Raw genomic sequence first — 14202 nt, 5'->3', positions numbered from 1 at the left:
GCGGCGGGGAATGTCCAGCTATCCGAGTGCGGCGTCGACGGCGCGGACCGTGGCCTGCCAGATCGGCGAACGCGGATCGATCACGTCGAAGTGGTCGCCGGGCATCTCCACGTACGTCACCCGGTCCCCCGCCGTGGCGGCGGCGCGCGCGTAGCGTCGCGCGAAGTCGCGCAGGTCCGAGTCGTCCCCGGTGCCCTGGACGACGACCTGCCTGACCTTCAGCGGCAGCCGGGCGAGCGGGGCGGCCTGCGCGTACAGGTCCGCGGGGCCGCCCGGCTCGGGCTGCCCCGGCGGCCCGGGAGGCGGGGCGGGGGCGCCGAGCGCGTCGGCCACGGCGCCCTGGCCGATCCAGCGCCTGCCGCCTTCGACCAGGTCGAGCACGCCCGCGAGCGACACCGCGACCTTGGCGGGGGCGCCGTCAGCGACGGCGCGCAGGGCGAGCTGCGCGCCCGCCGAATGGCCCGCCACGGCGACCCGGTCCAGGTCGAGCGGCGCGTCCAGGCCGGTCAGCGCCTTCAGCCCGGCCGCCACGTCGGCCGTCGTCGCCTCCCACCCGTGCAGGTCCGGCGGCCGGTACTCCAGGTTCCAGACCGCGTGGCCGCTGCCGGTGAGGTCGGCGCAGAGCGCCTCCATGAGGTCGGCCTGCCACACCGACCGCCAGTACCCGCCGTGCACCAGCGCCACCACCGGCAGCCCGCCGTCCCCGGGCAGCCGTTCGGGCAGGTACAGCTCGCCCCACTGCTGCCGGTGCTCCCCGTACGCGACACGGCGGCGCGGGTGGCGCAGGCGGTGCACGGCGTGGCGGATCGCCCACGACAGGCCGTCGAGCCCGCGCCCGTGGATGTGCGTGGCGCCCTCGCCGGTCTCGACGCCGTCGGCCCGCCAGACGTCCAGCCAGACGACCAGGCCGAGCGGCTCGCGCATCAGGCTCCTGATGCCCTCGTCCGGGCCCGGGATGATCACGACCGCCCGTTCGGAGCCGCCCCGGCGCCTGGCGGTGCGGGCCCGGACGGCGGCGGCGTCACGCGCGTACGTGATCACCCCGCGCACGCCCAGCGCCGTGAACTCGCCTTCGGCGATCTCGCCCAGCAGAGCTTCGTCGATCGCCGCTCCCGGCCCGATCAGCACCAAGACATCGCTCACGAATCCCGACACTACAGAACTTCCTCCCAGCAAGCCCACGTTCGTGCTGGTATCGGGATGGAGATCGAATTCCGGTCTTCCGGAAGGCGTGCCGCGGCCTAGTTGAAAGGTCGTAAGTTGGGTCGGGTGCGTGTAAAGCAGCTTCACCCGTGGCCTGACAGTGTCGCCGAGGCGGAGGCGATCCAGGAGCGGCTCCGGCCTCACATCGAGCTGGACGGACCCGGCACGTTCACCACGGTCGCGGGCCTCGACGTGCACTACCACGGGCGGGGCGACGACCACGACGCGCTGTCGGCCGCCGTCGTCGTGCTCGACGCCGAGACGCTCGACGTCGTGGAACGGGTGGTCGTGCACGGGCGGGCAGCCTTCCCGTACGTGCCCGGACTGTTCGCCTTCCGCGAGCTGCCCGCGCTCGTCGAGGCGCTCGAACGGCTCACCGTCACACCGGACCTGCTCGTCTGCGACGGCTACGGGCTCGCGCACCCGCGCGGCTTCGGCCTGGCCTGCCACCTGGGCGTCCTCACCGGGCTGCCGTCGCTCGGGGTCGGCAAGACGCCGTTCGTCGGCGCCCACGAACCGCCCGGAGCCGCGCGCGGCTCCTGGTCGCCCATCGTCCTCGACGGCGTCCCCGTGGGACGGGCGCTGCGCACCCGGACCGGCACCAAGCCGGTGTACGTGTCCCAGGGGCACCGCGTCAGCCTCGACACCGTCACCGGCCAGGTGCTGCGCCTGTCGCCCCGCTACCGGCTGCCCGAGCCCGTACGCCAGGCCGACCACCTGGCCCGCCACGGCACCTGACCTTCTTTGGGCCTGCGGCCCGTCCGGGCTCGCGGGCCCCGCTGCGTCAGCGGCGGAACGTCCAGGCCAGCAGCCACACGCTGAGCCCGAACAGCACCATGCCCAGCGGCACGTGCACGGCGACCGCGCCCGAACCGCCCACCATGGACTGGACCAGGCCCAGCAGCAGCACCGCCAGGCCGACCAGCGACGGCCACAGCGGGCCCCGGCCCGGCCGCCACACGAGCACCGCGCTGACGACCAACGCCAGACCCAGCAGGTGGACGGCGCCCGCGCCCGCGCCGTGCAACGCCCGGCCCGCACCCTCCATCAGCTGCCCGGCCGTCACGGCCTGGAGCAGCACGGCGGCGGCGTTCAGCAGGGCGACTGCTTTGAAGGCGGTCAGATATCCGCTCGTCCTGGGGGCGACCTCGGTGACCACGCGACTCTCCTTCGCTCGGTGCGGGCCCCCAGCATCCCGGCGCCGCGGCGCCCGTACATCCACCCCACGTCGTCATCCGCCCTACACCCCCGGTCGTACACCCCTACCGCCCCCACCCCACGACCGCGCACACCCGGGGGCCGGGACCGCGGGTGGAGGGGCAGGGCGGCCCGACAGCCGCGACGCCCCAAGGGAACCACCCCCCGAGGGGGCCCACCCCCCGGGGGTCACGCCGGGGGCCACGCCGGAGGGCCACGCCGGGGGCCCACCCCAGAGGGCCCACCCCCGGAGGGGCCGCGCCCGGAGGGCCGGGACCTCGAGGAAGCCCGGGAGCGGATGCCCGGAAGGGTGTGGCCCGGCGGCCGCCGCACCTGAGGTGAGCCCCCAAGAGGCCCGTACCCAAGGGCCTGGGCCTCGGGGAGCCGGGAGCGGTCCGGCGGCCGGGGTGCCCGAGGTAGGCCACCCCCGAGGGGCCGCACCCGAGGGGAGCCGCGCCCGTGGGGCGACCCCGAGGGGACGCACCCGAGCGGGCCCGAAGGGGACGCACCCCAAGGAGCGGGGCCCTTCCCCCAGGGGTTCCTAAGGCTCGTCCGGGTGGGGGCCGGAGTGGGGGAGGGGTGGGAGGACTGCCTGGGCGTCGGCGCCGCTGATCCAGAGGCCGATCATGAAGGCGGCCGTGGCTTCCAGGAGTTTGGCCCGGTCGAGGCCGCCGCCGTGGACGGGGGTGCAGCCCAGGTCGGTGACGAGGGTGCGGGCGAGGCCGAGGGCGTGGTCGTCGTCGCCGCAGAGGGGCACGGCGAGCGGCCGGCCGTCGAACACCGGGGGCGTCATGCGCCACACGTCCACGTGGCAGAGGTTGAACGCCTTCACCACGTGCCCGCCGGTGAGGGCGGCGATCCGTTCGGCGACGGAGCGCGTCACGTCGTACGCGCCGGGCCCGACGGCGTTGGTCACGTCGATCAGCGGCTTGCCGCGCAGCGCCGGTCCGGCGGCCCGTACCACCTGGTCGGCCGCCTCCTCCAGCACGGCCACCACGACCACGTCGCCGAACGCGGCGGCCTCCTCGAACGTGCCCGCCGTGGCGGGCAGGCCGTGCCGGGCGGCGGCGGTCAGGGTGGCGGCGGTCGCCGCGGCGCGGCCGGGGTCGCGGCCGCTGACCATCAGGGCGTGGCCCGCACGGGCCCACTGCGTGCCGAGGGCGTCGGCCATGCCGCCGGCGCCGAGAATGCCGATCCTCATGCTCATCCTTCCGAGGACGTCTGCTTGCATGGGGACTCTAGGAATGCCAATACGCACCGGACGGTGCCTATCGGGAGGGCTCGTGTTTCTCGCCGACTGCCAGGCGCGGCTGGCCTTCGACCTGATCTCCAACACGTGGAACGCGGTCGTCCTGTGGTCGCTGCGCGACGGCCCGCGCCGGCCGGCGGACCTGCGGGCGGGCATCGGCGGCATCAGCGCCAAGGTGCTGACGGAGACGCTGCGCCGGCTGGAGTTCAACGGCCTGGTGACGCGGCGGGCGTACGCGGAGGCGCCGCCCCGGGTGGAGTACGAGCTGACGGCGCTGGGCCGGAGCCTGCTGGGGCCGATCGGCGTGCTGGGCGAGTGGGCCTTCGAGCACGCCGAGGAGGTGATGGCCGCCCAGGACGCGAGCCCCGGGCAGCCGGTCAGCGGGTGAAGAGCTGTTCCAGGACGACGGCCACCCCGTCCTCGTCGTTGGACAGCGTGCGCCGCCCGGCGGCCCGCAGCACCATGGGGTGGGAGTTGGCCATGGCGTAACCGGCTCCGGCGTAGGCCAGCACGGCGAGGTCGTTGGGCATGTCGCCGAAGGCCACCACGTCGTCAGGCCCGGCTCCGAGCCGGTCGCAGAAGGCGGCCAGGGTGCCGGCCTTGGTCACCCCGGGGGCGCTGATCTCCAGGAGGCCGGGCACGCCGGAGTGGGTGACCTCGGCCTGCCCCTCGACGGCCGCGGTCGCCGCGGTGAACAGGTCGTCCAGCGGGTGCTCGGGCAGCCAGGCGAGCAGCTTCACGATGGGCTCGCCCGCCGCGCACACGTCGGGCACCGAGCGGCGCCAGGCCTCGTCGCCGGGGTGGCTGCGGCCGTAGCCGGGCTGGCACAGCACGGCGTGGCCGGTCTCGGCGCCGAACGCGATGCCGGGCAGCGCCTCGGTCAGCGCGCCGACGACCTTCCTGGCCGCCGCCGGGTCGAGGGCGTGCATGGTGACGATCTCGTCGGCGGTCACGTCGTACACGATGGCGCCGTTGCTGCACACGGCGGTGCCGAGCGCGCCGGCCCGGCGGGCGATGGGGGCCATGGAGCGGGGCGGGCGGGCGGTGACGAACACGATCTCGGCCCCGGCGTCGCGGGCCAGCCGCAGCGCGTCCCGGGTGCGGGGGGAGACGGTGCCGTCGGAGCGCAGGAGGGTTCCGTCGAGGTCGGTGGCGACGATGCGCGGAGGGTTCACGTACCCGATTATGGGCGCCGGCCGCCTTCCGGGCCGGGCCGCCCGGCGGTAGGGTGCGCCGCGTGACCTCCCCCGAGCACGCAGACGACCGGACAAATGACCGGGCAGGCGACCGTGCGGACGACCGTGCGGACGACCGGGCCCATGCCCGGCCGGACGGCCGCGCCGGCGGCCGGCCTGATGATCGGGTCGCCTCGGTGTTCCGGTTCGCGACCGAGCTGGTCGCGTGGGTGGCGGCGCCGTGGGCGCTGGCCTCGTTCTCGGTGCCGCTGGCGGTGCTGTCGGTGGTGGTGCTGATCGGGCTGCCGACGGTGTTCGCGACGCCGGGCGACAAGCGGCAGGTGCTCGTGGCGGTGCCGGGGCCGGTGACGATCGCGCTGGTGCTGCTGCAGCTCGCGGTGGCGGTGGCGGCGTCGTGGGCGGCCTGGCATCCGGTGGCCGCCGGGGTCGTGTCGGCGCTGGCGGCGGTGACGGCGGTGCTGGAGCTGCCGCGCTGGCGGTGGCTGCTGCGGCGCTAGATCCGCAGCTCCGGGGGCAGCCGGACGCCGGCCTGGGCGATCTCCAGGCCGAGGAGCTCGCCGGAGTCGCCGTAGCCGAGCACGACGTCCTCGGCGACGACGTGGCGGGTCGCCTCGCCGGGCGCCGCCTCGGGCCTCATCGCGACGTAGGCGACGTCGTGCCCGGCGTCCCAGTCGACGTACACGGTCAGCGGGCGCCTGCCACCGGGCTCGTCGTCCCAGGCGAGCAGGCCCTCCCGGGCCTCGTGGGAGCCCGCGAGCGCCGCCCGCACGGTGACGAGGGCGAGCTCGACGGCGCGCAGCGAGTCGTCGGCGGTGACCTTCCGCTCGTGCTCCCACCCGGCCAGCCCGTCGATCCGGTACGGGCACGACCACTCCCCCGTGGGCTCCTCGTACGGCATCCCGACCGCCGCGACCACCTCCCCCGGCGGCTCGGTGCGCAACGTCAGCGTCCGTCGGGCGATCTCGTACATGCTGGCTGATCTACCCATGACTCATACCCGGAAAGACTGTCAGAGCGCGGGACTCTGGCCGACATGCCGGACATATCGGATGCTGTGGGGGGCGGGAGCCCACGGATCCGCCGCCCGGACTACTGGTGTGCGGCTCCCGCCCCATAGTCTTCCTACCGGTCGTGAGGGGGCCTGGGGATGGATGAGCCGTTCGGAACACGGTTGCGGGCGAGGATGGACAAGTACGGACCGCTGTGCGTGGGCATCGATCCGAGCCCGGAGCTGCTCGGGGCGTGGGGCCTCGACGACTCGCCGATGGGGCTGGAGCGCTTCAGCCGCACGGTCGCCGACTCGGTGGGCGACCTGGTCGCCGTGATGAAGCCGCAGTCGGCCTTCTACGAGCGCTGGGGCAGCCGCGGCATCGCGGTGCTGGAGCGCACGATCGCCGACCTGCGCGACGCGGGCACGCTGGTGCTGCTCGACGTCAAACGCGGCGACATCGGCAGCACGATGGCCGCCTACGCCGAGGCGTACCTCGACCGGGGCAGCCCGCTGGCCGCCGACGCGGTGACGCTCAGCCCGTACCTGGGCTTCGGCAGCCTGAGCGGCGCGATCACCTCCGCGCTCGCCGGCGACGCGGGCGTGTTCGTGCTCGCCCGCACCTCCAACCCCGAGGCGGCCGCGCTGCAGAGCGCGGTCGCCGGGGAGGTGTACGCGGGGGTGCGGGCGGCCAACGAGGGGGTGCGGCCGCTCGGCTCGGTCGGCGTGGTCGTCGGCGCGACCGTCGCCTCGCCGGGCTACGCGCTCGACCGGCTCAACGGGCCGGTGCTGGCGCCGGGGCTCGGCGCGCAGGGCGCCTCGCCCGCCGACGTGGGCCGGCGGTTCGCCTCGGTACGGCACGCGGTGGTGCCGTCGGTGTCCCGGGCGGTGCTGGACGACCCGGCGCGGCTGCGCGCCCGTACCGAGCGTTACCGGGACGAGTGCGCCAAGGCGCTGTCGCTCTGAAGGGCCCGGTTGACGGCGGCGAGCACGGCGTGCACCGACGCGGTGAGGACCGACGAGTCGCGGCCCGCGCCCCAGCGGGTGACGCCGCCGGCGCGCGCCTCGACGTAGGCGACGGCCTGGCTGCCGCTCCCCGTGCCGGTGGCGTGCTCGGCGTAGTGCAGGATGTCGGCCTCGACGCCGGCCCCGGCCAGCGCGGCGGCGAGCGCGGCCAGCGGCCCGTTGCCGGTGCCGCGCAGCGGCGTGCCGTCGTCCAGCGTGCCGGTGAACTCATGGGTCCCCGGCGCGGTCTCGGCGGTGCGCCAGCCGGTCACCGCGAGCGGCCCCGCCACGTCCAGGTACGTCCGCCTGAACAGCGTCCACAGCCGCTCGGCGGTGATCTCCTCGCCGCTGCCGTCGGCGTCGCGCTGCACCACGGCGGAGAAGTCGATCTGCAGCCTGCGTGGCAGCTCCAGCCCGTGGCGGGCGCCGAGCAGGTAGGCGATGCCGCCCTTGCCCGACTGGCTGTTGACGCGGATGACCGCCTGGTAGCCGCGGCCCACGTCGGCCGGGTCGATCGGCAGGTAGGGCACCTCCCAGGGCGCCTGTGACTCCGGCACGCCGAGCTCGGCGGCCCGCCGGGCGTGGTGGGCCAGGCCCTTCTTGATCGCGTCCTGGTGGGTGCCGGAGAAGGCGGTGTGGACGAGGTCGCCCGCGTACGGGTGGCGCTCGGGCACGGGCAGCCGGTTGCAGTGCTCGACGGTGCGCCTGACCTCGTCGATGTCGGACAGGTCGATCATCGGGTCGACGCCCTGGGCGTGCAGGTTGAGCGCGAGCGTGACGAGGTCGACGTTGCCGGTGCGCTCGCCGTTGCCGAACAGGCAGCCCTCCACCCGCTGCGCCCCGGCCAGCACGGCCAGCTCGGCGCAGGCGACGCCGGTGCCGCGGTCGTTGTGCGGGTGCACCGACAGGATGACCGAGTCGCGCCGGGACAGATGGCGGTGCATGTACTCGATCTGGTCGGCGTACACGTTGGGGGTGGCGATCTCGACGGTGGCGGGCAGGTTGTGGATCACCGGCCGGTCGGGGCTCGCGTCCCACAGCGCGGTCAGCTCGTCGCACACCTCCAGCACGTAGTCGGGCTCGGTGAGGTTGAACACCTCGGGCGAGAACTGGTAGCGCACGCCGTCGCGGGCGTCGCCCAGCCTGGCGACGAGCGCGGCGGCGTCCACGATGAGCGCGCGCAGCTCGTCGCGGTCGCGCCCGAGCACCACGTCGCGCCAGACGGGGGCGGTGGCGGTGTAGAGGTGCACGACGACGCGGGGCAGCCCTTCGGCGGCGGCGTAGGTGCGCTCGATCAGGTCGGCCCTGGCCGGGGTGAACACCACGACGGTCACGTCGTCGGGCACCGTCCCGGAGGTGGCGAGCTGCCGGACGAAGTCGAAGTCCGTCCGGCTGGCCGACGGGTAGCCGACCTCGATCTCCTTGTAGCCCATGCGCACCAGCAGCTCGAACATGCGCCGTTTGCGCGCGGGGTCCATCGGCTCGGCCAGCGCCTGGTTGCCGTCGCGCAGGTCGACGGGCACCCAGAGCGGGGCCCGCGTGGTCCGGTTCGCCGGCCACTGCCGGTCGGTGAGGGGCACGCTGACCCGCTCGTGCGCGGGCCGGTAGCGGTGCGAGGGCATGACGCTGGGCTGTTGCGGATTCCACCGCATGGTCGTCTCCTTCTCTGGTCAAGAACGCGGACCGGCAGCACTCGACCCCGCCGCGGCGGGGTGCCGGCCCTGGGTCAGGCCCCGCCGCGGCGGCCGAGAAGGAGACCGCGGTACGTCATGCCGGGTACGATAGCCACAACTCAGGTCCTCAGACAAGCTGAGAGGTGGATTCCGATGGCGCTCGGAGCGCTGCGTCCCAGCCCGCTGGTCGAGCAGGCCACCGCCCGCCTGCGCGAGCAGATCACCGGCGGCCACTGGCCAGTCGGCACCCGCCTGCCCAGCGAGAACGCGCTGGCCCAGACCCTCGGCGTCGGCCGCTCCACCGTGCGCGAGGCGCTGCGCGCCCTCACCGGCGCCGGCCTGGTCCAGCCGCGCCAGGGCAGCGGCGTCTTCGTCATCGCCGCCGAACCGGCCGAGGACTGGCCCGCCCGCCTGCGCCGCGCCGCCATCACCGACGTGTACGAGGTCCGCGTGATCGTCGAGACCCGGGCCGCGCGGCTGGCGGCGGCCCGCCGTACCGACGACGACGTGAGGGCGCTCCGGGCGGCGCTGGCGGCCCGGCGGGCGGCGGCCGGCGGCGGCGACGCGGCCTTCGTGGACGCCGACATCGCCCTGCACGCGGCCATCGTCGCGGCGGCGGGCAACCCGGTGCTCACCGGTCTGTTCGCCGAGTTCGCGCCCGCGCTGCGCGAGCGGCTGATCGACCTGGTGGAGCTGCTGGGGCTGCGGCACGACGACGCCAACCCCGGCGACGACGCGCACGCCCGCCTGGTCGAGGCCGTCGAGGCGGGCGACCCCGACACCGCGGAAACCGTCCTCCAGACGGAACTGGACCAGACCCTGGCCCTGCTCCGGAAGACGTAGGAGCTGCCCGGCGCCTATCCGGTGGGGCCCGCGTCCGGGCGGGTCACGTCGTCCTCGTCGTCGTCCCGCTCCTCACCCTCGGCCCTGCCCTCGGCCTCATCATCGTCCGCGGGCTCGTCCCTGGCCTCCGGCGGGTCCACGGGGACGGGCCGGCGGAGCCGGGGCGTGGTCGACCCGGACCGCTCGGCGACCACGTCGCTCTCCCCGCCCAGACCGGAGACGGCCTCCGGCAACTCGTCCGTTCTGTCGCTCATGCCCCCTCTCTTCCCCCCTGACCTCGGCTGATGCCCCGGGCGCGGGCGGCGGCGCCGCTTATTCGGTGGCGGCCGGGGGACGGATGGCCGACGATGCCGGGATGACGACCTCGGACGCGAGCGAACCCGTACCCGCGCGATGGACGCGGGCGACCGTCTACCCCGACATGTGGGTCGACCCGGACGACGACCCCCGCGAGAGCGACGCCGCGCCCACCGGCGAGCGCGGCATCCTGCTCGACTACCTGCGCCACTACCGGCTCACCCTGGAGATGAAGTGCGCGGACCTGGACGCCGAGCAGCTCGCCCGGCGCTCCGCGCCGCCGTCCACCATGTCGCTGCTCGGGCTGGTGCGGCACCTGGCCGAGGGTGAGCGGCACCTGCGCCGGGTGATGGCCGGCGAGGACGCTCCCCCGCTCTACCGCACCGAGCAGGACCGCGACGGCGACTGGAACGGCGCGGTCGCCGACCCGGAGGTCGTCGCGGACGCCTGGCGGCGGTGGCGGGCCGAGTCGGCGGCCACCGACCGTACGTGGCCGGGGTCGACGACCTCGGCGCCTGGAACGCGGGAGCCTCCGACCTCGGCCCCGACGGCGCGAACCTGCAGCTGCGCGACATGCTGGTGGCGCAGATCGCCGAGTACGCGCGCCACTGCGGCCACGCCGACCTGCTGCGCGAACGCATCGACGGCCGCACCGGCCAGTGACCCGCCAGCGGTCAGGCCAGGGCGGCGTCCCTTCCGGGCCAGGGCGGCGCCGACCTCAGGCCAGGGCGGCGTCGATCTCGGCGCGGGTGGGCATCGAGGTGCTGGCGCCCTCCCGCTGCACCGACAGCGCCGCCGCCGCCGAGGCGAACCGCAGCGCGCCGGCCGCCTCCCGGCCCTCGGCGCGGGCCACCGCGAACGCCCCGGCGAAGGTGTCGCCGGCGGCCGTGGTGTCGACCGCCCTGACCTTGACGGCCGGCACGCGCAGCCGCTCCCCCGTGCGCCCGCCGTACAGGGCGCCCTCGGAGCCGAGCGTGATGACGGCCTCGTCGACCCGTTGCAGCAGCGCGTCCATCGCCGCCTCCGGGTCGGCGGCGCCGGTGATGTCGGCGGCCTCGTGCTCGTTGGGCAGCAGCAGCGTGACCGCGTCGAGCAGGGCGGCGGGCAGCGGCTGGGACGGCGCCGGGGTCAGGATGACGGGCACCCCGGCCTCGCGGGCGGCCCCGGCGGCGGCGACGACGGCCTCCATGGGCAGTTCGAGCTGCAGCAGCAGCGCCTGGGAGGCGGCGATGACGGCGCGTTCCTCCTCGGTCGGCCCCACGACGGTGCCGTTGGCGCCCGGCACCACGATGATCGAGTTGCCGCCGTCGTCGTCGACCACGATGTGCGCGATGCCGGACCTGCCGGACACCTGGCGCAGCAGGGCGACGTCCACGCCGGCCCCGGCGAGCGTGTCGCGCATCTCCGCGCCGAAGGCGTCGTCGCCGACCGCGCCGAGGAAGGCCACCCGGGCTCCCGCGCGGGCGGCGGCGATGGCCTGGTTGGCGCCCTTGCCGCCGGGGATGGTGCGGAACTCCCGGCCCGTCACCGTCTCGCCCCGTTTGGGAGCCTGGGAGACGTACGCCACGAGGTCCATGTTCGCGCTGCCGAATACCGAGATCATGAGGTCATCATCTCCTGCGTGCGGCGGGCCAACTCCTCCAGCGTGATGCCGTCGAAGCCGGTCAGGCTGCTGGCCAGGCTGTCGCGCATGCGCCACCGGGCGGGGACGCCGCCGTTGAGCGCGCCCACGACGGAGCCCGCGGTGGCGCCGGCCGAGTCGGTGTCCCAGCCTCCGGCGACCGCCCCGGCGATGGTGGCGGTGAAGTCGCCCCGGCCGTGCACGAGCGTGGCGGCGACGAGGGCGGCGTTGTTGATCGTGTGCACCCAGTGCAGGCCGCCGTGCCGCTCGTGCAGCCGGTCGACGACGCGTTCGAAGTCGCTCTCGCGTCCGGCGTCGTCGACCGCCTGGCGGACGGCCCGGTGCAGCCGGGAGCGCGGCGGCACCACGGACAGCCCGGCCTCGACGACCTCCTCCACGCTGCCGGCGACCATCGAGGAGGCGCACATGGCCGCCACGAACATGGCGCCGTAGACGCCGTTGGCGGTGTGGGTGAGCCGGGCGTCGCGCCAGGCCAGCCCGGCCGCCGCGCCCGGGTCGCCCGGGTTGACCCACCCGTACACGTCGGCCCTGATCAGCGCGCCGATCCACTCCCGGAACGGGTTGCGGTAGGTGGCGGTCGCGGGCGGCTCGATCCCGGCGAGCAGGTTGCGGTAGGCGACGCGCTCGGCGGTGAACGTGCGCCCGGCGGGCAGCTCGTCGAGCCACAGCTTGGCCACGTCGTCGGTGGTGAAGTCTCGCCCGTGCCGTTCGAGCAGGGACAGGGCGAGCAGCGGGTAGTTGAGGTCGTCGTCCTCGGGGATGCCGTCGATGTTCTCGGCCAGGGAGTTGACGGCGCTGCGCCGGTTCCACGGCCAGCGCGCGGCCACGTCGGCGGGCAGCCCCTCGGCGGTGAACCAGCCGCGGATCGGCCAGTTGCCGGTGGCCTCGGCGATCTCCCTGATGCCCGCGCGGGGGATCTTCTCCACCGGCTTGCCGAGCACGCAGCCCGCCGCCCGGCCCTGCCAGGCGCCCAGCACCCGCTCCGGGGAGACGGCGGCGCCGGGCCTGGGCGCCGGCCAGCCGGGGCAGGCGTCGATGACGGCGGCCAGGTCGCCGGGCTCGTCGAGCGGGGACGGGACGGCGGCAAGCTCGTCCAGCAGCTCCTCGGCCAGGCCGCGCAGCCGCTGCGCCCCGGGCTCGGAGGCGCCGGCGCGCGGCGGCGCGTCGTGCCCCCCGGCGGCGTGCCAGCGCGCCGCGACGGCGCTCGCGTCACGGCCGTCCTCTGCGGCCTGGCGGAGCTCGTGCCCCACCAGGTCCTCGGGCTGCACCCAGGTCAGCCGGATCATGTCAGTCCTCCAGGAGACCGGCGAAGGCCGCCTCGTGGGCGCGGCGGCGGGCCAGGTCGCCGGCGTGGACGCGGCGCGCCACCTCGGCGATGACGCGGCCGGGCCCGACGATGTCGGTGCGGCTGGCCGTGCCCACCTGCTCGACCCACTCGGCGGGGACGGCGGCCAGGCCGCCGAGCGCGCCCGCGATCGCGCCGCCCATCGAGGCGATGGAGTCGGCGTCGCGGCCGTAGTTGACGCCGCCGAGCACGGTGTCGCGGTAGTCGCCCTTGGCGATGACGAGGAAGGCCAGCGCCAGCGGCAGCTCCTCGATGCTGTGCGTGCGGCTCGGGCGGCGGGCGCCGAGGCCCTGGTCGCGGTAGGTGTCGGCGACGGTGTCGTACGGGCGCATGGCGGCGCGCAGCGTGGCGAACGAGCCGTCCCAGTGGCCGAGGCCGCGGGCCGCCTCGCACACGGCCTCGATGGCGGCGCGGGTGCCGTCCTTGGCCAGGCGCAGGCAGGCGGCGACGACGGAGTCGGGGGTGGCGCCGGGCCGCATGGCCTCGGCGACGGCGGCGGCCATGACGCCGGCGGCCTCGCGGCCGTAGCTGGACTGGTGGGCGCCGGTCAGGTCGATGGCCTCGGCGTAGGCGGCGTCGGGGTCGGCGGCGTTGACGATGCCGACCGGGGCGACGTACATGGCGGCGCCGCAGTTGACGATGTTGCCGACGCCCGCCTCGCGCGGGTCGACGTGCCCGTAGTGCAGCCGGGCCACGATCCACTTCTCGGCCAGGAAGATCCGCTGCAGCGGCAGCGCCTCGGCCTCCAGCTCGGGGATCCACTGGCGCTGCCCCATGAGCTCGGGCACCAGGTGCTCGGCCATCGCGTACGCGCCGAGGTGGCCGCCGACCTTCTCGTAGACGCGGATCAGCGCGTGCGTCATCAGGGTGTCGTCGGTGATGTGGCCGTCGCCCTTGTGGTACGGGGCGATGGGCCGGGCGTTGCGCCAGTCCTCGTTGAACGGCGGCACGATGCCCTCGACCTGGCCGCCGTAGCGTTCGACGATCTGCTCGGGGGTCCACCCCTCGGTGGCGCCGCCCAGCGCGTCACCGACCGCCGCCCCCGCCACGCAGCCGATCGCCCTGTCGTCAAGCGGCGTCATGAAAGTCCCTCCACAATGTCGATGAGATCCTGGCCTGCCGTTTCGGGCAGGCAGCAGCCGGCCAGCCTGCGGGCCGATGCGGTCCACCCCTCCGGGATCGCACCGTACCCCCCGCAGGCGCCGGTGATCGCGCCGGTCAGCGCCGGCGCGGAGTCGGCGAGCGCGGCCAGGCAGGCCGCGGCCGGCACGGCCCGGACGAGCGCCCCCTGGGCGGCCTCGGTCAGGGCCAGCGCCACGGGCACCGTCTGCGCGGCGCCCACCCCGTAGCTGTAGACGTGGTCGAGCAGCGCGGCGTCGAGCGCGGGCACCGCCGCGAACGGGTCGCCCGCCGCGCGGGCCGCCGCCAGCGCCACGCGGGCGTTGTGCCCGATGGCGGTGTCCTCGGGCAGGACGTCCAGCGCGGCGGCCACCGCGCGGGTGGCCGAGCCGGTGGCGACCGCCTCGGCCACGGCCGCCGCCATCGCGAGCGCGCCGAGGGCGCC

The 14202-nt window shown here is 75.5% G+C and carries 17 protein-coding genes and 1 pseudogene; 7 read left to right on the top strand and 11 right to left on the bottom strand.

What is annotated here, in order from left to right; translation table 11 throughout:
- Positions 1-18: 18 nt before the first annotated feature.
- On the bottom strand, positions 19-1143 hold the full coding sequence (locus KME80_RS50105; RefSeq protein WP_219502001.1) for an alpha/beta hydrolase: 1125 nt from the start codon (positions 1141-1143) through the stop codon (positions 19-21).
- A 126-nt stretch (positions 1144-1269) separates the two neighbouring features.
- Between KME80_RS50105 and KME80_RS07805 the strand changes: the two genes are divergently transcribed.
- On the top strand, positions 1270-1941 hold the full coding sequence (locus KME80_RS07805) for an endonuclease V (protein WP_219501999.1): 672 nt from the start codon (positions 1270-1272) through the stop codon (positions 1939-1941).
- Between the two features lie 46 nt (positions 1942-1987).
- Here KME80_RS07805 and KME80_RS07800 read toward each other — a convergent pair whose 3' ends face one another.
- On the bottom strand, positions 1988-2362 hold the full coding sequence (locus tag KME80_RS07800) for a hypothetical protein (RefSeq protein WP_219501997.1): 375 nt from the start codon (positions 2360-2362) through the stop codon (positions 1988-1990).
- A gap of 579 nt (positions 2363-2941) precedes the next feature.
- The gene (locus KME80_RS07795) at positions 2942-3601 is read right to left on the bottom strand and encodes an NADPH-dependent F420 reductase (protein WP_219501995.1); all 660 of its coding nucleotides are present in this window, start codon (positions 3599-3601) and stop codon (positions 2942-2944) included.
- An 82-nt stretch (positions 3602-3683) separates the two neighbouring features.
- Between KME80_RS07795 and KME80_RS07790 the strand changes: the two genes are divergently transcribed.
- A complete protein-coding gene (locus tag KME80_RS07790; RefSeq protein WP_308125651.1) occupies positions 3684-4037 on the top strand; it encodes a winged helix-turn-helix transcriptional regulator in 354 nt (117 codons plus the stop codon).
- Here KME80_RS07790 and KME80_RS07785 read toward each other — a convergent pair.
- Positions 4027-4824 carry an HAD family hydrolase gene (locus tag KME80_RS07785; RefSeq protein ID WP_219501990.1) on the bottom strand — a complete coding sequence of 266 codons (798 nt, stop codon included), beginning with the start codon at positions 4822-4824 and terminating at the stop codon, positions 4027-4029. The two genes, KME80_RS07790 and KME80_RS07785, sit on opposite strands and share 11 nt — an antisense overlap.
- Before the next feature lie 62 nt (positions 4825-4886).
- On the opposite strand from KME80_RS07785, the gene KME80_RS07780 reads away from it, so the two are divergent.
- Positions 4887-5342: a hypothetical protein gene (locus KME80_RS07780; protein WP_219501988.1), complete on the top strand. Its 456-nt coding sequence runs from the start codon at positions 4887-4889 to the stop codon at positions 5340-5342.
- On the opposite strand, the gene KME80_RS07775 is transcribed toward KME80_RS07780, so the two are convergent.
- Complete coding sequence (locus tag KME80_RS07775; protein WP_219501986.1) at positions 5339-5833, bottom strand: DUF6968 family protein; 495 nt, start codon at positions 5831-5833, stop codon at positions 5339-5341. The genes KME80_RS07780 and KME80_RS07775 overlap by 4 nt on opposite strands.
- A gap of 159 nt (positions 5834-5992) precedes the next feature.
- Between KME80_RS07775 and pyrF the strand changes: the two genes are divergently transcribed.
- Entirely contained in the window at positions 5993-6799 is an 807-nt protein-coding gene (gene pyrF / locus KME80_RS07770; protein WP_219501984.1) for an orotidine-5'-phosphate decarboxylase, read from the top strand.
- On the opposite strand, the gene leuA is transcribed toward pyrF, so the two are convergent.
- Complete coding sequence (gene leuA, locus KME80_RS07765; protein ID WP_246644309.1) at positions 6763-8490, bottom strand: 2-isopropylmalate synthase; 1728 nt, start codon at positions 8488-8490, stop codon at positions 6763-6765. The genes pyrF and leuA overlap by 37 nt on opposite strands.
- 174 nt (positions 8491-8664) lie before the next feature.
- Here leuA and KME80_RS07760 point away from each other — a divergent pair, with 174 nt between their 5' ends.
- Positions 8665-9354 carry a FadR/GntR family transcriptional regulator gene (locus KME80_RS07760; RefSeq protein ID WP_219501982.1) on the top strand — a complete coding sequence of 230 codons (690 nt, stop codon included), beginning with the start codon at positions 8665-8667 and terminating at the stop codon, positions 9352-9354.
- A 14-nt stretch (positions 9355-9368) separates the two neighbouring features.
- On the opposite strand, the gene KME80_RS07755 is transcribed toward KME80_RS07760, so the two are convergent.
- Positions 9369-9608 carry a hypothetical protein gene (locus KME80_RS07755; protein WP_219501980.1) on the bottom strand — a complete coding sequence of 80 codons (240 nt, stop codon included), beginning with the start codon at positions 9606-9608 and terminating at the stop codon, positions 9369-9371.
- An 83-nt stretch (positions 9609-9691) separates the two neighbouring features.
- Between KME80_RS07755 and KME80_RS52645 the strand changes: the two are divergent.
- Both KME80_RS52645 and KME80_RS50095 read left to right on the top strand, forming a co-directional pair.
- Positions 9692-10147: pseudogene (locus tag KME80_RS52645) on the top strand (mycothiol transferase); the annotation flags it as partial.
- 77 nt (positions 10148-10224) lie between these two features.
- Complete coding sequence (locus KME80_RS50095) at positions 10225-10314, top strand: mycothiol transferase (protein WP_246644323.1); 90 nt, start codon at positions 10225-10227, stop codon at positions 10312-10314.
- A 55-nt stretch (positions 10315-10369) separates the two neighbouring features.
- Here KME80_RS50095 and rbsK read toward each other — a convergent pair whose 3' ends face one another.
- From rbsK to KME80_RS07730, 4 genes are all read right to left on the bottom strand, one after another.
- Entirely contained in the window at positions 10370-11254 is an 885-nt protein-coding gene (gene rbsK, locus KME80_RS07745) for a ribokinase (RefSeq protein WP_219501978.1), read from the bottom strand.
- On the bottom strand, positions 11251-12579 hold the full coding sequence (locus tag KME80_RS07740; protein WP_219501976.1) for an ADP-ribosylglycohydrolase family protein: 1329 nt from the start codon (positions 12577-12579) through the stop codon (positions 11251-11253). Before KME80_RS07740 ends, rbsK begins: the two co-directional genes overlap by 4 nt.
- A gap of 1 nt (position 12580) precedes the next feature.
- A complete protein-coding gene (locus KME80_RS07735; protein ID WP_219501974.1) occupies positions 12581-13720 on the bottom strand; it encodes an ADP-ribosylglycohydrolase family protein in 1140 nt (379 codons plus the stop codon).
- Positions 13717-14202: ADP-ribosylglycohydrolase family protein (locus KME80_RS07730; protein ID WP_219501972.1), on the bottom strand; the 486-nt coding region annotated here is incomplete at its 5' end. The genes KME80_RS07730 and KME80_RS07735, both read right to left, overlap by 4 nt.

It is taken from the genome of Nonomuraea ceibae (assembly GCF_019396325.1).
Lineage (GTDB): Bacteria > Actinomycetota > Actinomycetes > Streptosporangiales > Streptosporangiaceae > Nonomuraea > Nonomuraea ceibae.
This window is presented reverse-complemented; position numbering and strand designations above follow the sequence as displayed.

What these genes read in the sequence shown, in the direction of transcription:
- KME80_RS07795 (WP_219501995.1), bottom strand. Translation starts at nt 3,601, where the DNA reads ATGAGGATCGGCATTCTCGGCGCCGGCGGCATGGCCGACGCCCTCGGC.
- KME80_RS07775 (WP_219501986.1), bottom strand. Translation starts at nt 5,833, where the DNA reads ATGGGTAGATCAGCCAGCATGTACGAGATCGCCCGACGGACGCTGACG.
- pyrF (WP_219501984.1), top strand. Translation starts at nt 5,993, where the DNA reads ATGGATGAGCCGTTCGGAACACGGTTGCGGGCGAGGATGGACAAGTAC.
- leuA (WP_246644309.1), bottom strand. Translation starts at nt 8,490, where the DNA reads ATGCGGTGGAATCCGCAACAGCCCAGCGTCATGCCCTCGCACCGCTAC.
- KME80_RS07760 (WP_219501982.1), top strand. Translation starts at nt 8,665, where the DNA reads ATGGCGCTCGGAGCGCTGCGTCCCAGCCCGCTGGTCGAGCAGGCCACC.
- KME80_RS07755 (WP_219501980.1), bottom strand. Translation starts at nt 9,608, where the DNA reads ATGAGCGACAGAACGGACGAGTTGCCGGAGGCCGTCTCCGGTCTGGGC.
- KME80_RS50095 (WP_246644323.1), top strand. Translation starts at nt 10,225, where the DNA reads ATGCTGGTGGCGCAGATCGCCGAGTACGCGCGCCACTGCGGCCACGCC.
- rbsK (WP_219501978.1), bottom strand. Translation starts at nt 11,254, where the DNA reads ATGATCTCGGTATTCGGCAGCGCGAACATGGACCTCGTGGCGTACGTC.
- KME80_RS07740 (WP_219501976.1), bottom strand. Translation starts at nt 12,579, where the DNA reads ATGATCCGGCTGACCTGGGTGCAGCCCGAGGACCTGGTGGGGCACGAG.
- KME80_RS07735 (WP_219501974.1), bottom strand. Translation starts at nt 13,720, where the DNA reads ATGACGCCGCTTGACGACAGGGCGATCGGCTGCGTGGCGGGGGCGGCG.